The 14,156-nt window shown below is 70.4% G+C and carries 14 protein-coding genes and 1 riboswitch; of the genes, 7 read left to right on the forward strand and 7 right to left on the reverse strand.

Features of this window, described 5'->3' with window-relative positions; genetic code table 11:
- Positions 1 to 41: 41 nt before the first annotated feature.
- From K0817_RS00600 to K0817_RS00610, 3 genes are all read left to right on the forward strand, one after another.
- Positions 42 to 596 (forward strand): hypothetical protein, encoded by a 555-nt coding sequence (locus K0817_RS00600; RefSeq protein WP_219978394.1) that lies wholly within the window; start codon positions 42 to 44, stop codon positions 594 to 596.
- Positions 597 to 669: 73 nt separating this feature from the next.
- Positions 670 to 1,050 (forward strand): YciI family protein, encoded by a 381-nt coding sequence (locus tag K0817_RS00605; protein WP_219978395.1) that lies wholly within the window; start codon positions 670 to 672, stop codon positions 1,048 to 1,050.
- Positions 1,050 to 2,171: an RNA polymerase sigma factor gene (locus tag K0817_RS00610; RefSeq protein ID WP_219978396.1), complete on the forward strand. Its 1,122-nt coding sequence runs from the start codon at positions 1,050 to 1,052 to the stop codon at positions 2,169 to 2,171. Before K0817_RS00605 ends, K0817_RS00610 begins: the two co-directional genes overlap by 1 nt.
- Before the next feature lie 237 nt (positions 2,172 to 2,408).
- Here K0817_RS00610 and K0817_RS00615 read toward each other — a convergent pair whose 3' ends face one another.
- Positions 2,409 to 3,290 carry a bifunctional methylenetetrahydrofolate dehydrogenase/methenyltetrahydrofolate cyclohydrolase gene (locus K0817_RS00615; RefSeq protein ID WP_219978397.1) on the reverse strand — a complete coding sequence of 294 codons (882 nt, stop codon included), beginning with the start codon at positions 3,288 to 3,290 and terminating at the stop codon, positions 2,409 to 2,411.
- 87 nt (positions 3,291 to 3,377) lie between these two features.
- Positions 3,378 to 4,652 carry a serine hydroxymethyltransferase gene (gene glyA / locus K0817_RS00620; protein WP_219978398.1) on the reverse strand — a complete coding sequence of 425 codons (1,275 nt, stop codon included), beginning with the start codon at positions 4,650 to 4,652 and terminating at the stop codon, positions 3,378 to 3,380.
- A gap of 47 nt (positions 4,653 to 4,699) precedes the next feature.
- Positions 4,700 to 4,784, reverse strand: a riboswitch (ZMP/ZTP riboswitch).
- A gap of 64 nt (positions 4,785 to 4,848) precedes the next feature.
- Here glyA and K0817_RS00625 point away from each other — a divergent pair.
- The 4 genes from K0817_RS00625 to K0817_RS00640 all read left to right on the forward strand — a co-directional run bounded on the left by K0817_RS00625 (position 4,849) and on the right by K0817_RS00640 (position 9,624).
- On the forward strand, positions 4,849 to 6,396 hold the full coding sequence (locus K0817_RS00625) for a beta-N-acetylhexosaminidase (RefSeq protein WP_253735090.1): 1,548 nt from the start codon (positions 4,849 to 4,851) through the stop codon (positions 6,394 to 6,396).
- Positions 6,393 to 7,538 (forward strand): N-acetylglucosamine-6-phosphate deacetylase, encoded by a 1,146-nt coding sequence (locus K0817_RS00630; protein ID WP_219978399.1) that lies wholly within the window; start codon positions 6,393 to 6,395, stop codon positions 7,536 to 7,538. The genes K0817_RS00625 and K0817_RS00630 overlap by 4 nt, the downstream gene beginning before the upstream one ends.
- A gap of 302 nt (positions 7,539 to 7,840) precedes the next feature.
- Complete coding sequence (locus K0817_RS00635; RefSeq protein WP_219978400.1) at positions 7,841 to 8,233, forward strand: YrdB family protein; 393 nt, start codon at positions 7,841 to 7,843, stop codon at positions 8,231 to 8,233.
- The gene (locus tag K0817_RS00640) at positions 8,233 to 9,624 is read left to right on the forward strand and encodes an FAD-binding oxidoreductase (protein ID WP_219978401.1); all 1,392 of its coding nucleotides are present in this window, start codon (positions 8,233 to 8,235) and stop codon (positions 9,622 to 9,624) included. The genes K0817_RS00635 and K0817_RS00640 overlap by 1 nt, the downstream gene beginning before the upstream one ends.
- Positions 9,625 to 9,660: 36 nt before the next feature.
- On the opposite strand, the gene K0817_RS00645 is transcribed toward K0817_RS00640, so the two are convergent.
- From K0817_RS00645 to K0817_RS00665, 5 genes are read right to left on the reverse strand one after another with little or no spacing between them, the layout of a single operon-like run.
- Positions 9,661 to 10,338 (reverse strand): hypothetical protein, encoded by a 678-nt coding sequence (locus K0817_RS00645; RefSeq protein ID WP_219978402.1) that lies wholly within the window; start codon positions 10,336 to 10,338, stop codon positions 9,661 to 9,663.
- Positions 10,339 to 10,369: 31 nt separating this feature from the next.
- Complete coding sequence (locus K0817_RS00650; RefSeq protein ID WP_219978403.1) at positions 10,370 to 11,149, reverse strand: glucosamine-6-phosphate deaminase; 780 nt, start codon at positions 11,147 to 11,149, stop codon at positions 10,370 to 10,372.
- On the reverse strand, positions 11,142 to 12,089 hold the full coding sequence (locus K0817_RS00655) for an ROK family protein (RefSeq protein WP_219978404.1): 948 nt from the start codon (positions 12,087 to 12,089) through the stop codon (positions 11,142 to 11,144). The genes K0817_RS00650 and K0817_RS00655 overlap by 8 nt, the downstream gene beginning before the upstream one ends.
- 43 nt (positions 12,090 to 12,132) lie before the next feature.
- Positions 12,133 to 13,032 (reverse strand): carbohydrate ABC transporter permease, encoded by a 900-nt coding sequence (locus tag K0817_RS00660; protein WP_253735094.1) that lies wholly within the window; start codon positions 13,030 to 13,032, stop codon positions 12,133 to 12,135.
- A gap of 2 nt (positions 13,033 to 13,034) precedes the next feature.
- On the reverse strand, positions 13,035 to 14,030 hold the full coding sequence (locus K0817_RS00665) for a carbohydrate ABC transporter permease (RefSeq protein ID WP_219978405.1): 996 nt from the start codon (positions 14,028 to 14,030) through the stop codon (positions 13,035 to 13,037).
- Between the last annotated feature and the right edge of the window lie 126 nt (positions 14,031 to 14,156).

Below are 14,156 nucleotides of genomic sequence, written 5' to 3' on the forward strand. Positions count from 1 at the left end.
CTGCGGAGCACCACGGCGAGTGAACGTGGCACAGTGAATCCATGAAGAAGTGGGTCGTGCGGTTCGTTTCGCTGCTCGTGTTCAACGTCGTCGTGCTGCTGCTGATCGGGTGGTTCACCCCCGCTCGCGTCGGCTGGGCGGCCTTGTGGGCCGGTATCGTGCTGACCGCGATCGTCATCTGGATCAAGCCGCTCGTCGAGAAGTGGTTCCGCTCGATGGCGGCGAAGTCGGCCGGTCGTCGCACCCGCGCGGGCGAGAAGCTGGTCGAAGGCCTGCTCGCCTTCGCCGTGGCATTCGTGGTGTGGATCGGTACCGTGCTGCTGACGAGCGTCTCGATCGGCGGCGGGATCTTCGGCGCCTTCTGGGGCTACGTGCTGCCGCCGGTGTTCCTTCTCATCGGCTGGGCGATCTACGACGCCATCGACGACCGGGTCGAGACGCAGGCCGGGGCGCTGTACGACCGAGCGACCGGCACCAGGGCCGCTGCCTCGGAGCCCGCGGTGCCGAAGCGCGAGACATCCGCCGCCCGAAGCGAACTGAACGACGGGCTCACCGAGGAGCAGCGGCGCATGCTCGACGAACTCGGCAAGTCCTGATTCCACCCGCGTGTCGATTGCCGGCTCGCTCGATCGTCATCGAAGTGTCACCGTTCCGACGAAAGGACACATCATGCGGTACACCCTTCTGCTGCACTACCCCGAGATGACGCCCGACGAGCTCGGTCCTGAGGCCATGGCCGAGGGCATGCGAGAGTTCGACGCCTACGCCGAGGCGCTCGACGCGGCCGGCGTGCTCGTGTCGGCCGAGGTGCTGCAGCCCTCCTCGGCCACCACCACCGTGACCGCCCAGGACGGCACGCTGCGCGTGCAGGACGGCCCCTTCGCCGACACCAAGGAGCAGATCGGCGGCACCTTCGTGATCGACGTCGACGACCTCGACGCCGCCATCGGCTGGGCCGGCAAGGCACCCTCGGTGAGCTGGGGATCCGTCGAGATCCGCCCGACGATGACCCGGTTCCACGACGGCGCCTGGACGGCGTTCGCGCGCTGATGCCCATCCCCGCGCACCCTCCCCGCAGCACCGACACTCTGCGCGGAGCCTCGGGGCGCGGGGGATCGGCCGACGACGCGCGGGAGGCGGCAGCGTTCGCCGCCCGTGCGTCGTACGGCCGCCTCCTGGCTCTGATCGCCGCGTCCACGGGGGACGTGGCGCTCGCCGAGGACGCCCTCGCCGACGCCTTCGAGAGGGCGCTGACGACATGGCCGGATGCCGGCATCCCCGCCAATCCCGAAGGATGGCTGCTCACCGTGGCCCGCAATCGCCTGCGCGACCTGTTCCGCTCCGCCGCCCACCGCACCGGCACGCCCCTCGACGATTCCTTGGAGGCGACGCTCGCCGACCCGGATCGACTCGACCCGTCGGACGTTCTCGAGCGACACGACGCGATCCCCGACAAGCGGCTCGAGCTGCTCTTCGCGTGCGCCCACCCCGCGATCGACCCGGGTATCCGCACGCCGCTCATGCTGCAGACGGTGCTCGGCTTCGAGGCCGCGGATGTCGCGCGGGCCTTCGGAGTGGGGCCGACGACGATGGCGCAGCGACTGGTGCGGGCGAAGCGCCGCATCCGCGATACGGGCATCCCGTTCCGGGTGCCGACGCGCGCCGACATGCCCGCCCGCCTCGAGGCGGTGCTCGAGGCGATCTACGGCGCATACGCGATCGACTGGCTCGACGATGTCCGTCATGCGCAGGCCGGCGATCCGCGCTTGACGATCGCCGACGAAGCCCGGTGGCTGGCCGTGCTGACGGCGAGCCTGCTCGAGGACGAGCCCGAGGCCTGGGGCCTGGCCGCGCTCCTCAGCTACGCGCAATCGCGGGTTCCGGCCCGCTCGAGCCGGCCCTGGCCGCCGCTCGACGAGCAGGACCCCGCGCTGTGGGACCGGGCGCTCATCGCCGAGGCCGCCGCGCTCCTGCGCCGTGCATCAGCTCTGGGCCGGCCGCTCGGCCGGTTTCAGCTCGAGGCGGCGATCCAGGCCGTGCACTGCGATCGCGCCCGCACCGGGATGCTGGATGCCCAAGCGCTCGTGAAGCTCTACCGCGGGCTCGTCGCGATCGCCCCCACCGACGGCGCCCGCGCCGCCCTCGCCGCCGCCGAGGCCCGCCTGGTCTGACCCCTCGCGGTCGCCCCCGGCATCCCCACCTCCCCTGCCGAGAACGTACGTCCTCGCCGAAACCGCACGCTGCCGGCGCCGGGGACGTACGTACTCGGCGAGAACGCACGTACTCGACGGGGCAGGGGGCGAAGGAACTCGGCGAGAACGCACGTACTCGACGGGGCAGGGGGCGAAGGAACTCCGCGAGAACGTACGTCCTCGACGGGGCAAGAGGGAGAGGGATCGAGGGATGCCTCAGCCGGCGGCGCGCTCGGCGGCCTCGACGACGTTCGTCATGAGCAGGGCGACGGTCATCGGGCCCACACCGCCGGGGTTGGGCGAGAGCCAGCCGGCGACCTCGGCGACGTCGGGATGCACGTCGCCGTGGATCTTCGACTTGCCCGTCTCGGGGTCTCTCTCGCGTGTGACGCCGACGTCGAGCACCGCAGCGCCGGGCTTGACGTCCTCGGCGCGGACGATGTGCTTGACACCCGCCGCCCCCACGATGACATCGGCCTGGCGAAGGTGATGGCCGAGGTGGGTCGTGCCGGTATGGGTCAGAGTGACCGTGGCGTTGTACTCCCGGCGCGTCAGCAGCAGGCCGATCGAGCGGCCGATCGTCACACCGCGGCCAACCACCACGACGTGCTTGCCGGCCAGGTCGTACCCGTTGCGCACCAGCAGCTCGATCACGCCGCGCGGAGTGCAAGGCAGGGGCGAAGTGATCGGGGTGTTCACGTTCAGCACGAGGCGGCCGAGGTTGGTGGGGTGCAGGCCGTCGGCATCCTTGGACGGATCGATGCGCTCGAGGATCGCGTCGGTGTCGAGGTGCTTCGGCAGCGGCAGCTGCACGATGTAGCCGTGGCACGCCGGGTCGGCATTGAGCTCGTCGATCAGGGCCTCGACCTGCTCCTGGGTCGCGTCCGCGGGCAGCTCGCGCTGAATCGAGTTCATGCCGATCGCCTCGGACTGCTTATGCTTCATGCCGACATACAGCTGGGATGCCGGGTCGGCGCCGACCAGCACGGTCGCGATGCCCGGCACGATGCCGCGTTCACGGAGTGCAGCGACCCGTTCGGCGAGTTCGCTCTTGATCGCGTCGGCGGCTGCCCGCCCATCGAGGACGCGTGCTGTCATATTGTGCTCCTTCGCGGTCGCGCGGAGAACCCGCGGCTCACATAACTATGGTCATAGGTACTTGCTCGAGGCAAGCGCCGAGGCGAGTCAGTAGTGCAGGCCGGGGTACAGCGGGAACGCCGCCGTCAGGGCTGCGACGCGCAAGCGCAGCGCCGCGACGTCGGCATCGGGAAGCAGAGCGAGCGCGATGATGTCGGCCACCTCGGTGAATTCGGCATCCCCGAACCCGCGGGTGGCAAGCGCCGGCGTGCCGATACGCAGACCCGACGTGACCATGGGCGGCCGGGGGTCGTTCGGCACGGCGTTGCGGTTCACGGTGATGTGGATCTCGTGCAGCAGGTCCTCGGCCTGCTTGCCGTCGATCTGCGCGTTGCGCAGGTCGACCAGCACGAGGTGCACGTCGGTGCCTCCCGAGCGGACCGAGATACCGGCATCCGCCACGTCTTGCTGCGACAGCCGATCGGCGAGGATGCGCGCACCGCGCAGCACCCGCTGCTGCCGCTCGGCGAACTCCGGGGTGGCGGCGAGCTTGAAGGCCGTCGCCTTCGCCGCGATCACGTGCATGAGCGGTCCGCCCTGCTGGCCGGGGAACACCGCGGTGTTGATCTTCTTGGCCAGATCCGGGTCGTTGGTGAGGATGAACCCCGAGCGCGGACCGCCGATCGTCTTGTGCACCGTCGACGACACGACGTGCGCGTGGGGCACCGGGTTGGGGTGCAGCCCCGCGGCGACCAGTCCCGCGAAGTGCGCCATGTCGACCCACAGGTAGGCGCCGACTTCGTCGGCGATCTCGCGGAAACGCGCGAAGTCGAGCTGACGCGGGTACGCAGACCAGCCCGCGATGATGACCTTGGGCCTGTTCTCACGGGCCAGGCGCGCCACCTCGTCCATGTCGACGGTCGAGGTCTCGGGATCGACGCCGTAGGCGACGATGTTGTACAGGCGGCCCGAGAAGTTGATCTTCATGCCGTGCGTGAGGTGGCCGCCCTGGTCGAGCGACAGGCCGAGCAGCGTGTCGCCGGGGCGCGCGATCGCGTGCAGCACCGCGGCATTCGCAGTGGCTCCGGAATGGGGCTGGACGTTCGCGAACTGGGCGCCGAAGAGGGCCTTGGCTCGCTCGATCGCCAGCTCCTCGGCGACGTCGACTTCTTCACAGCCGCCGTAGTAGCGTCGGCCCGGGTAGCCCTCGGCGTACTTGTTGGTCAGCACCGAGCCCTGCGACTCGAGCACCGAGACCGGCACGAAATTCTCAGAGGCGATCATCTCGAGGTAGCCGCGCTGGCGTTCCAGCTCGCGCTCGAGGACCTGCGCGATCTCGGGGTCGACCTCGGCGAGGGGTGCGTTGAAGAACTGATCGGTCATGCGATCTCCTGACTACGGCGTTCGGTGCGGCACGGGGTGCCGGGATTCACATCGGCCCAGGCGTGCGGTCGAATGCCGTTGTCGGTCGCTCCCCGGTGGTTGCCCACCTCAACGCCAGTCGCGACGTCCCGAGCATAGCCGATAGGGTGGGCCGCACGCATTTGTTAGGACGCTTTACACGCAAACTGGAGACATCGTGCCGCTACCCGCCGTCGTTCCCCTCCCGGCCTCCATCGAGGCAACGGGGACCGCGTTCACGCTCGGCGCGACAACGGTGATCGAGGGCGAACCGGATGCCGCAGCGGCGCTGGCCGCGGTTGTCCGGGCACGAACCGGTCTCAGCCTCGGCACCACGGACGGTCCGGGTGAGTACTCCGGTTCCGGCACCCGCATCTCGCTGCGCCTCGCGCCCGGTCGGGCTGCGGAGTCGTATCGCCTCGTCGTCGCCGACGGTGAGATCCTCATCACCGGTGCCGACGCGGCCGGCCTGTTCTACGGCGTGCAGACGCTCGGCCAGCTCCTCAGCCCCGCCGGCGAGGACTGGATCGTCCCCGGGACCGTGATCGAGGACGCCCCGCGTTTCTCCTACCGCGGCGTGATGCTCGACGTCGCGCGCCACTTCCACCCGGTCTCGACGGTGAAGGCCTACATCGATCGCGCCGCCTCGCTGAAGTTCAACGCCCTGCATCTGCACCTCACCGACGATCAGGGCTGGCGCGTCCACCTCGATTCGCGCCCCGAGCTCACCGCGCTCGCGAGCGGAACGGCCGTGGGTGGCGGCGCCGCTGATCAGCACAGCGGCGGCTTCTACTCGAAGGCGGACTACCGCGAGATCGTCGAATACGCGGCATCCCGTCATGTCACGGTCGTGCCCGAGGTCGACATGCCCGGACACACGCATGCCGTGGGACTGGCGTATCCGAACCTCGCGGAGGCACCGGCGCTGAGCGACGAGATCCGCGAGACGGCCCGTGTGCACGGCGGCGGGCTGCCGGTCGCCGGCAGCCCGTACCAGGGCATCGCGGTGGGGTTCTCGTCGCTGAACGTGCACGACGAGGCGACCTATGACTTCGTCGCCGACGTCTTCGGCGAGCTCGCGGCCATGACACCCGGCCCGTACCTGCACTTCGGAGGCGACGAAGCGCTGGGCACGGCCCCCGAGGACTTCGCGACCTTCGTCTCGCGCGTGAGCGACATCATCGCCCACCTGGGCAAGATCCCGGTGGCCTGGCACGAGGCCGGCGCGGCGCGGGATATCGCGGATACGACGATCGGCCAGTACTGGGGCTACGTCTCGCCCACGGACGGCATGGACGACCGCGCCCGCGCGTTCGTGGCGAACGGCTCCCAGCTGATCCTCTCCCCCGCCGACGCGATCTACCTCGACATGAAGTACCCGGCGGGTCCGTCCCTGGGCCTCGACTGGGCGAACGGACCGACCAGCGTCGAGCGGGCGTACACGTGGGAGCCGTCGGCCGTCATCGCGGGCATCGACGACACCGACATCCTCGGTGTCGAGGCGCCACTGTGGACCGAGACGGTCCACGACCTCGCGGGCATCGACCTCCTGGCCTTTCCGCGTATCGCCGCCGCGGCCGAAGCGGCCTGGTCGCCACCGACCGGGACCAGCGAGCTGCGCACCTGGGCGTCGTTCCGCGAGCGCGTCGGCGCCCTCGGCCCGCTGTGGTCGAGTCTGGGCATCGGGTTCCACCCGTCCGACGAGATCCCCTGGGTCGCCGAATGAGCACCCTCGTCCATTCGGTGCGCCTGTTCGGGGCGACCGGTTCCGACCCCGACGACGCGAACTGCTGGGTGCTCTTCGACGGCGGCCGGGTCGCCGCTGTCGGCTCCGGCGGTCCGCGGCCGACGGCCGACGAGATCGTCGACGGCGAGAACGGATGCCTCGTCCCGGGCTTCATCGACATCCACGGCCACGGCGGGGGCGGCGTGAGCTTCGACGAGGGTCCCGAGGCGATCCGCGTGGGGCGTGCCGTCCATCGCGCGCACGGCACGACGCGCGCGGTCATCTCGCTGGTCACCGCTTCCATCGACGACCTCGCCGCACAGATCGCGATGATCGCCGACCTGTGTGAGACGGATGCCACGATCCTGGGATCCCACCTGGAGGGGCCGTTCCTGGATCCTGGGCACAAGGGCGCTCACTCCGAAGCACTGCTGCAGACGCCCGACGCGGCATCCGTGGATCGCCTGCTCGAGGCCGGCCGCGGCACCATCCGGCAGGTGACCCTGGCACCCGAGCTGCCGGGCGCCGACGACGCGATCCGCCGGTTCACCGCTGCGGGAGTGGCCGTAGCCGTGGGGCACACCGCAGCCGACACCGCAGAGACCAGACGTGCCTTCGAGGCCGGTGCGACGCTGCTCACCCACGCCTTCAACGCGATGCACGGCATCCATCACCGTGCCCCCGGGCCGGTGGTCGCCGCTCTGCGCGACGAGCGCGTCACGATCGAGGTCATCGCGGACGGCGTGCACGTGGATCTCGACCTCATCGCGACCCTCTTCGCCGCCGCACCTGGCCGCGTCGCCCTCGTCACCGACGCGATGGCGGCGGCGGGCGCGCAGGACGGGAACTATGAGCTGGGCGGTCTGGCGGTGCGGGTCACCGGCGGCGTGGCACGGCTCGAGGACGGCGGCGCGATCGCGGCTTCGACCCTCACCCAGGACGCGGCCGTGCGTCGTGTCGTCGGGGCCGGCGTGCCGCCGTCGATCGCGTTCGCTGCGGCATCTTCGGTGCCCGCCCGGGCGATCGGGCGTCCGGACCTAGGCCGGCTCGACATCGGCGCCGCCGCCGACGCGGTGCTGCTGACCCCGCAACTGCACGTGCGGGCCGTCTGGGTCGACGGGGCGGCGAGCGCGTCGCCGTGAGATGTAGGCGGGGCCGGAGGTCCCTCCCCCGAGTTTCCTCCGAGCCCCGCCAGAGTCCGCGGCGATGCCGCGGAGCGGTGCGCTTCGCCATGCCCCCGCACGAGCGGGGCGCACCCCTCTGATGAAAGAGACTCCGGAGCGGCACATTCATGACGCGAGTTCGCGAAAATTCCCCCGGCACTCGAGACCTCGCGGCGGAGCATCCTGATCGAACCGCGCGGAAACACGTCCACGACCGCGGCGAGTGCACGGCGGAACGGACCGATCGTCGGCGGCGCGAGGGGCCGTCCTAAACTGGGAGCATGTCCGACACGCCCCACGTCACACCCGCCCGACCGGCCGAACCGGCGCCGGGAACGCGGACGCCGTTGACGGCGGTCGACGTCATCGCGTTCCTCTGCGAGATCATCGCGTTCGCGACGCTCGCGCTGTGGGGCTTCACGATGTGGGCCTTCCCGTGGAACGTCGTCGCCGGCATCGCCGCCCCCGTGGCCGCGATCCTCGCGTGGGCGCTGTTCGTGTCGCCGCGAGCCGTCTTCGACGTCCACCCCTTCGTGCGGGCGATCGTCGAGCTCCTCGTGTACGCATCCGCGATGGTCGCGTGGTGGATGATGGGCAACGCCTGGATCGGTCTGGCGTTCGGCCTGGTCGCGGTGACCGTCGGCGTCATCGCCGGACGCCGCCGACTCTCGTGATGGTGCCCGGCTCGGATGTCGTGGCGCTCCTGCGCGACGCACTCGGCGATCGCGTCGACACATCGCCGGCGGCACTGGCCGCGGCACGGGCCGACAAGTCCGGGCACGCGGCATCCGGCCTGCCCCTCGCCGTCGTGCGTGCGCGCTCGGTCGAGGATGTCCAGCAGACGCTGCGGATCGCGACGGCCACCGCCACTCCGGTGGTGACGCGCGGCGCCGGCACAGGTCTGGCCGGCGGCGCGAACGCGGGCCGCGGCGAGATCGCCCTCTCGCTGCGAGAGATGGACCGGCTGCTCGAAGTGCACGCCGACGACCTGCTCGCCGTCGTCGAACCGGGCATTCTCAACGCCGACCTCAACGCCGCGCTCTCTCAGCACGGACTGTGGTGGGCACCCGACCCCGCAAGCCGGGCCATCTCGACGGTCGGCGGCAACATCGCGACGGGAGCCGGCGGGCTGCTGTGCACCAAGTACGGCGTGGTTCGGGATGCCGTCCTCGGCGTGGATCTGGTGCTCGCCGACGGCCGGCTCCTGCGGCTCGGGCATCGCACCGTGAAGGGTGTCACGGGCCTGGACCTCACGTCGCTCGTGATCGGGTCGGAGGGGACGCTGGGTGTCATCGTCGGCGCCACGCTGAAGCTGCGTCGCCTCGTGCCCGGTGACGTGTGCACCGTTGCAGCCACCTTCCCCGATGTGCGCACCGCGGCCGAGGCATCCGCCGCCGTCACCGCATCCGGAGTGCAGCCGGCGATCATGGAGCTGATGGATGCCGCATCCCTGGCCGCCGTGCATGCGCTGCTGTCGCTGGAATCGCCCACACCGGGCGCGGCACAGTTGACGATCCAGACCGACGGCCCGGCCGCCGCCACGGAAGCCGATCTGATCGCCGGTGTGCTGCGCACCGCCGGCGGCACCGTGGCGGTGTCGCACGATCGCGAAGAGGGTGAGAGGCTGCTCGCGATCCGCCGCTCGATGCATCCCGCGATGGAGTCCCTCGGCACGGCCCTGATCGAGGACGTGTCGGTGCCTCGCAGCGCCCTGCCCGCGATGTTCGACGAGATCGCCCGCGTCGAGCGGCAGCATGGGATGGTGATCCCGACGGTGGCCCACGCCGGGGACGGCAACCTCCACCCCAACTTCATCTTCCATGCCGAGCCCGACGAGTTCGGCGTGATCGAGGCGCCGCCGCAGGTGTGGGCGGCCGCCGACGATCTCTTCCGCGCCGCGCTCAGGCTCGGCGGCACGCTCACCGGCGAGCACGGCGTGGGCGTGCTCAAGCGCCGTTGGCTCGCAGACGAGCTCGGCGACGACCAGTGGGAGCTGCAGCGGCAGATCACACGCGTCTTCGATCCGCAGGGCATCCTCAACCCGGGCAAGGTCTTCGCGCCCTGACGCCACCCTCTCGACCGCAGGCGACGGGGCGCACCGCTACGAGGCCGGTGGGTAGACCTGCACCGCGTCGTCGGGCTGGACGGGCTCTCGCGGGGTGGAACCGATGGCCAGGATGCCGAGTAGCAGCGTGCCGAGTGTGTCGAACGCCGCGGTACCGAACGTCAGCGCGATGAGCTCCCCCTGCCCGATGCCCGCACCGACGGCGGTCACCCACACGTGGGCGAGGACCTGCATGCCGCCAGCGACCCCGATCACGATGAGCGGCACCCACCGCAGTCGTCCTGGCACAGCGCCCGCCTGCGCAATAACCACGCCGGCGACCACGAGTGCAGCGAGCGAGAGGACCTGGAGGGATGTCCCCAGCATGACGGTGAGCTGCCGGTCCGCCGCGTCCATCGGAACCACGTTCCAGATCAGTATCGACAGGAACGGCTCGAGGGCGGCCACCATCAGCGCGATCACGCCGACAGGACGACGAGCCACCACGCTCCCCTGCCTGCGCACGCCCAGCGCGAAGATGGTCAGCGCGGCTGCCCAGATGAGAGGGAGCACGACCCCGGCGTGGGGCATGTGGATCGCAGGGGAGCTCGGCCACAGCACGAGCACGGCGTGCACGACGAGCAGCGAGCCGCCGATGACCCACGCGATCCGGGCGTCCTTGCTCGAGGTCGGGCCCGCGCCGCCTCCGTGGGCGGAGGGCGTGGGGACAGTCATGGCGCCAGCCTAGTTCGAGCTCGATCCCGGCCTACAGCCCCTGCCAGTCGGGCTTGTTGGCATACGCGTAGCGGTAGTAGCCGGCGCGATCGAGCCGCGACGCGGCCGCCTCGTCGACCACGACGGTGGCGTGCGGGTGCAGCTGAATGGCCGAGCCCGGCAGCGACGCCGTCACCGGGCCCTCGACCGCGGCCGCCACGGCGGCGGCCTTGCCCTCGCCGAACGCGAGCAGCACGAGATGGCGCGCGCGCAGGATGGTGCCGAGCCCCTGGGTGATGCAGTGCATCGGCACGTCGTCGACCGAGTCGAAGAACCGGGCGTTGTCGCGGCGGGTCTGCTCGGTGAGCGTCTTGACGCGCGTGAGCGACGCGAACGACGATCCCGGCTCGTTGAAGCCGATGTGCCCGTCGGTTCCGATACCGAGGAGCTGCAGATCTATGCCGCCGGCCTCGACGATCGCCTGCTCGTACTCGTCGCCGTGGTGCTCGATGCCCGCCGGCGACCCGTCCGGCGTGCGAATGCGCGAGGGATCCAGGCCCAGCGGCTCGACGACCTCGCGCGTGATGACCGAGCGGTAGCTCTCAGGATGCGACGGGTCGATGCCGACGTACTCGTCGAGCGCGAAACCGCGCACCCGCGACACGTCCACACCCTTGAGCCGGGTGCGCAGTGCCTCGTACACCGGCAGCGGCGTGGATCCCGTCGCGAGACCGAGGACGGTCTGGGGATCGGCGCGGATGAGCCCCGCGATCTCGTCAGCCACGAGCGCGCCCGCCTCCGCCTTGTCGCGGACGATCACGATCTCAGCCATGTGCCAGGGCCTCCTCGGTGTCGTGCTCCGCTTCCCCGGCGCCCACCAGCGCGGCCCCGAGCGCCGCCGCCGGCGAACCCGGCGGCAGGAACTCCGCCCGCTCGCCCAGCCGCAGCGAACGCATGAAGGGGGATGCTTCGGCGCTGGCGGTCAACTCGGCTGCGACATCCGCCATCAGTGGTTCTCCCAACGCCGTCACGCCCCCTCCGAGCACCACGATATCGACGTCGGCGGTGAGGATCAGCACGCGGATCGCGGCCGCGACGCCCCGAGCCAGACCCGCGCGCAGCTGCCTCGCCGACGCGTCACCCGCGTCGGCGGCGTCGAACACATCGCGCAGGGGCAGTGCGCCGCGGCGCGCCCAGCGCTCCGCGATGGCCCCGCCGCCCGCGAGTGCCTCGATGCAGCCGCGTTGACCGCAGCGGCACAGCGGCCCGTTCGGATCGACCGAGATGTGTCCCACTTCGCCGGCCGCACCGCGCGCGCCGCGCCACAGCAGGCCGCGCGAGACGATGCCGGCGGCGATGCCGGTCCCGAGGTTGAGGTACGCCATCGAGTCGGGCGCGCGCCCGTCCGCCGCGTGCAGTGCGTACGCGCCGAGCGCCGCGGCCTTGACGTCGTTCTCGAGCCGGACCGGCACACCGAGGCGGGGCGCGAGAGCGGCCGTCACGTCGAGCCTCTCGACTCCGAGGTTCACGGCATGGACGACGCGTCCTGATCCGGGCTCCACTTGACCCGGAATACCGATCCCCACCGAGCGCACGTCGCCCAGGTCGGCGCCGACGTCGGCGGCAACCGCACCGACGGCATCGAGGATGGTCCGTGTGACGGCATCCGGTCCCCACCCGGTGGGGAGCCGGACCCGGCCCACGATCGTGCCCGAGTCATCGAGTGCCACGGCATCGGTCTTGGTGCCGCCGACATCCAGCCCGACCTTCATCGACCGACCTCCCCGGGGAAGACGGCATCGTTCCGCTGGCGCATCAGCCCTTGACCGCCCCCGCCACGAGGCCGCTGGTCATGCGCGTCTGCACGATCAGGAAGAAGATCACGACCGGGATCGCCACGAGGGTGGAGCCGGCCATGAGCTCGGCCCAGTTGATGCCGCCGTTGGGATCCAGGAACGTGCGCAGCCACACCGGCAGCGTCATGGCTTCGGGGCGAGGGTTGAGCACGAGCGCATACAGGAACTCATTCCAGGCCTGGATGAACCCGAAGATGCCGGTCGCGACCAAGCCCGGCGCCAGGAGCGGGAAGGTGATCCGCCAGAACGCCTGCGACCGGCTCAGCCCGTCGATCATCGCGGCCTCCTCGAGCTCGACCGGAACGCCGTTGACGAACCCCCGGAGCGTCCAGATCGTAAAGGGCAGCACCGTGGCGATGTACACCGCCGACAGCCCCAGCACGGTGTTGAGCAGCTGCCAGCCGTCCATGAGGCGGAAGATCGAGATGATCATGGCCTCGGCCGGGATCATCTGGATGATGAGGATCGTGATGATGAACAGGGCGCGGCTGCGGAAGCGGAAACGCGTCACGGCGAGCGCCGCGAAGAACGCGAACACGAGTGACACGACCACGGTGATCAGCGTCACCATGACCGAGTTGCCGAGGGCCGGGAGGAACGGCGCCCGCGACGAGTTGAAGATCACGTTGACGTAGTTCTCGACCGTGCCGTTGTCGGGCCAGAAGTGCAGTTCGCTGCCGCGCACCTGGCCGTTCGGCTGGAACGACGTGTTCACCATCCAGTAGACGGGGAACACGGATGCCACGAACACGCCGATCGCGGCGATCCCCGCCAGGATCGACCCGACCCGGCGCTTCGCGCGGGGTGCGAGCAGCGAGGGCCTGCCAGAGGCCGCACGGCGGTCGGTGGGAGCAGCGATGATCACAGCGCCTCCTCCTTGATGTTGCGTCGCACGTAGAAGATCGACAGCGCGACCAGCAGCAGCACGACGATCACCGAGATCGCCCCGCCGGTGCCGAAGTCGCCCGATCCGAGCGAGACCCGGTAGATGTAGACGCCGAGGGTGTTGGTCTGCTCGGCGAGACCGCCGATCGACTGCAGGGCATAGATCTGCGTGAACACCCGCAGGTCCCAGATCACCTGCAGGATCGTGACGATGACGAGGATCGAGCGGATGAACGGCATGATGACGAGCCGGAACCGCTGCAGGCCGCCCGCGCCATCGAGCTGGGCTGCCTCGAGCACCTCGTCGGGCACCTGCGTGAGCCCCGCGTAGACGGTGAACGCCACGAAGGGCACCGCTCCCCACACGATGATGATCGTCGCGACGAAGAAGAAGCTCAGCGGATCGATCAGCCACGAGTGGCCGTCGAACTGCGCCAGCCCGAAGCCGTTGACCAGGATGTAGTTCAGGACGCCGTATTGGGTGTCGAAGATCCAGCCCCACACAATGGTGGCCGACAGCGGCGGCATCGCCCACGCCAGGAGCAGACCGATCGAGACGAGCGTGCGAAGGGCGGTGCCGAGCTTCTTCATGAGCAGAGCGACCAGGACGCCCAGGAACATGGTGGCCACGACGCACACGGCGGCGAAGGCCAGTGAGCGGCCCAGCACCTGCCAGAACGCCGGATCGCTCAGCACCGCGACGTAGTTGCCGAGACCCACGAACTCGGGCGGGGCACCGAAGATCTGCGCGCGTCCGAACTCCTGGAACGACATGATGACCAGCTGCAGGAGCGGCCAGCCCGTGATGACGGCGAGGACGACGAGGGCGGGCGTCAGCAGTGCGTAGGGCGTGAAGCCTCCGGCTCGCGCGAAGCGCCCGCGGCGGGGGCGTCCAGGACCGGAGGGCGCCGTGAGACGCTCGCCGTCGATGGCACTCACTGCCGACGGCAGCTCGCGGGACGCGGTGGACATGCGGACTCCTGTCCTTCTCGAGTATGGCCCGCACCTCGCGGCAGTGGGCATGGCCCGGGCCGGCGGCGGTGGCCGCCGGCCCGGATCGTCGGTGCAGCGCGGGCGAGCCGCACCGGTTCAGCGCGT

It is taken from the genome of Microbacterium sp. HD4P20 (assembly GCF_019449275.2).
GTDB lineage: Bacteria > Actinomycetota > Actinomycetes > Actinomycetales > Microbacteriaceae > Microbacterium.

What these genes read in the sequence shown, in the direction of transcription:
- K0817_RS00600 (WP_219978394.1), top strand. Translation starts at nt 42, where the DNA reads ATGAAGAAGTGGGTCGTGCGGTTCGTTTCGCTGCTCGTGTTCAACGTC.
- K0817_RS00605 (WP_219978395.1), top strand. Translation starts at nt 670, where the DNA reads ATGCGGTACACCCTTCTGCTGCACTACCCCGAGATGACGCCCGACGAG.
- K0817_RS00610 (WP_219978396.1), top strand. Translation starts at nt 1,050, where the DNA reads ATGCCCATCCCCGCGCACCCTCCCCGCAGCACCGACACTCTGCGCGGA.
- K0817_RS00615 (WP_219978397.1), bottom strand. Translation starts at nt 3,290, where the DNA reads ATGACAGCACGCGTCCTCGATGGGCGGGCAGCCGCCGACGCGATCAAG.
- glyA (WP_219978398.1), bottom strand. Translation starts at nt 4,652, where the DNA reads ATGACCGATCAGTTCTTCAACGCACCCCTCGCCGAGGTCGACCCCGAG.
- K0817_RS00630 (WP_219978399.1), top strand. Translation starts at nt 6,393, where the DNA reads ATGAGCACCCTCGTCCATTCGGTGCGCCTGTTCGGGGCGACCGGTTCC.
- K0817_RS00635 (WP_219978400.1), top strand. Translation starts at nt 7,841, where the DNA reads ATGTCCGACACGCCCCACGTCACACCCGCCCGACCGGCCGAACCGGCG.
- K0817_RS00640 (WP_219978401.1), top strand. Translation starts at nt 8,233, where the DNA reads ATGGTGCCCGGCTCGGATGTCGTGGCGCTCCTGCGCGACGCACTCGGC.
- K0817_RS00645 (WP_219978402.1), bottom strand. Translation starts at nt 10,338, where the DNA reads ATGACTGTCCCCACGCCCTCCGCCCACGGAGGCGGCGCGGGCCCGACC.
- K0817_RS00650 (WP_219978403.1), bottom strand. Translation starts at nt 11,149, where the DNA reads ATGGCTGAGATCGTGATCGTCCGCGACAAGGCGGAGGCGGGCGCGCTC.
- K0817_RS00655 (WP_219978404.1), bottom strand. Translation starts at nt 12,089, where the DNA reads ATGAAGGTCGGGCTGGATGTCGGCGGCACCAAGACCGATGCCGTGGCA.
- K0817_RS00665 (WP_219978405.1), bottom strand. Translation starts at nt 14,030, where the DNA reads ATGTCCACCGCGTCCCGCGAGCTGCCGTCGGCAGTGAGTGCCATCGAC.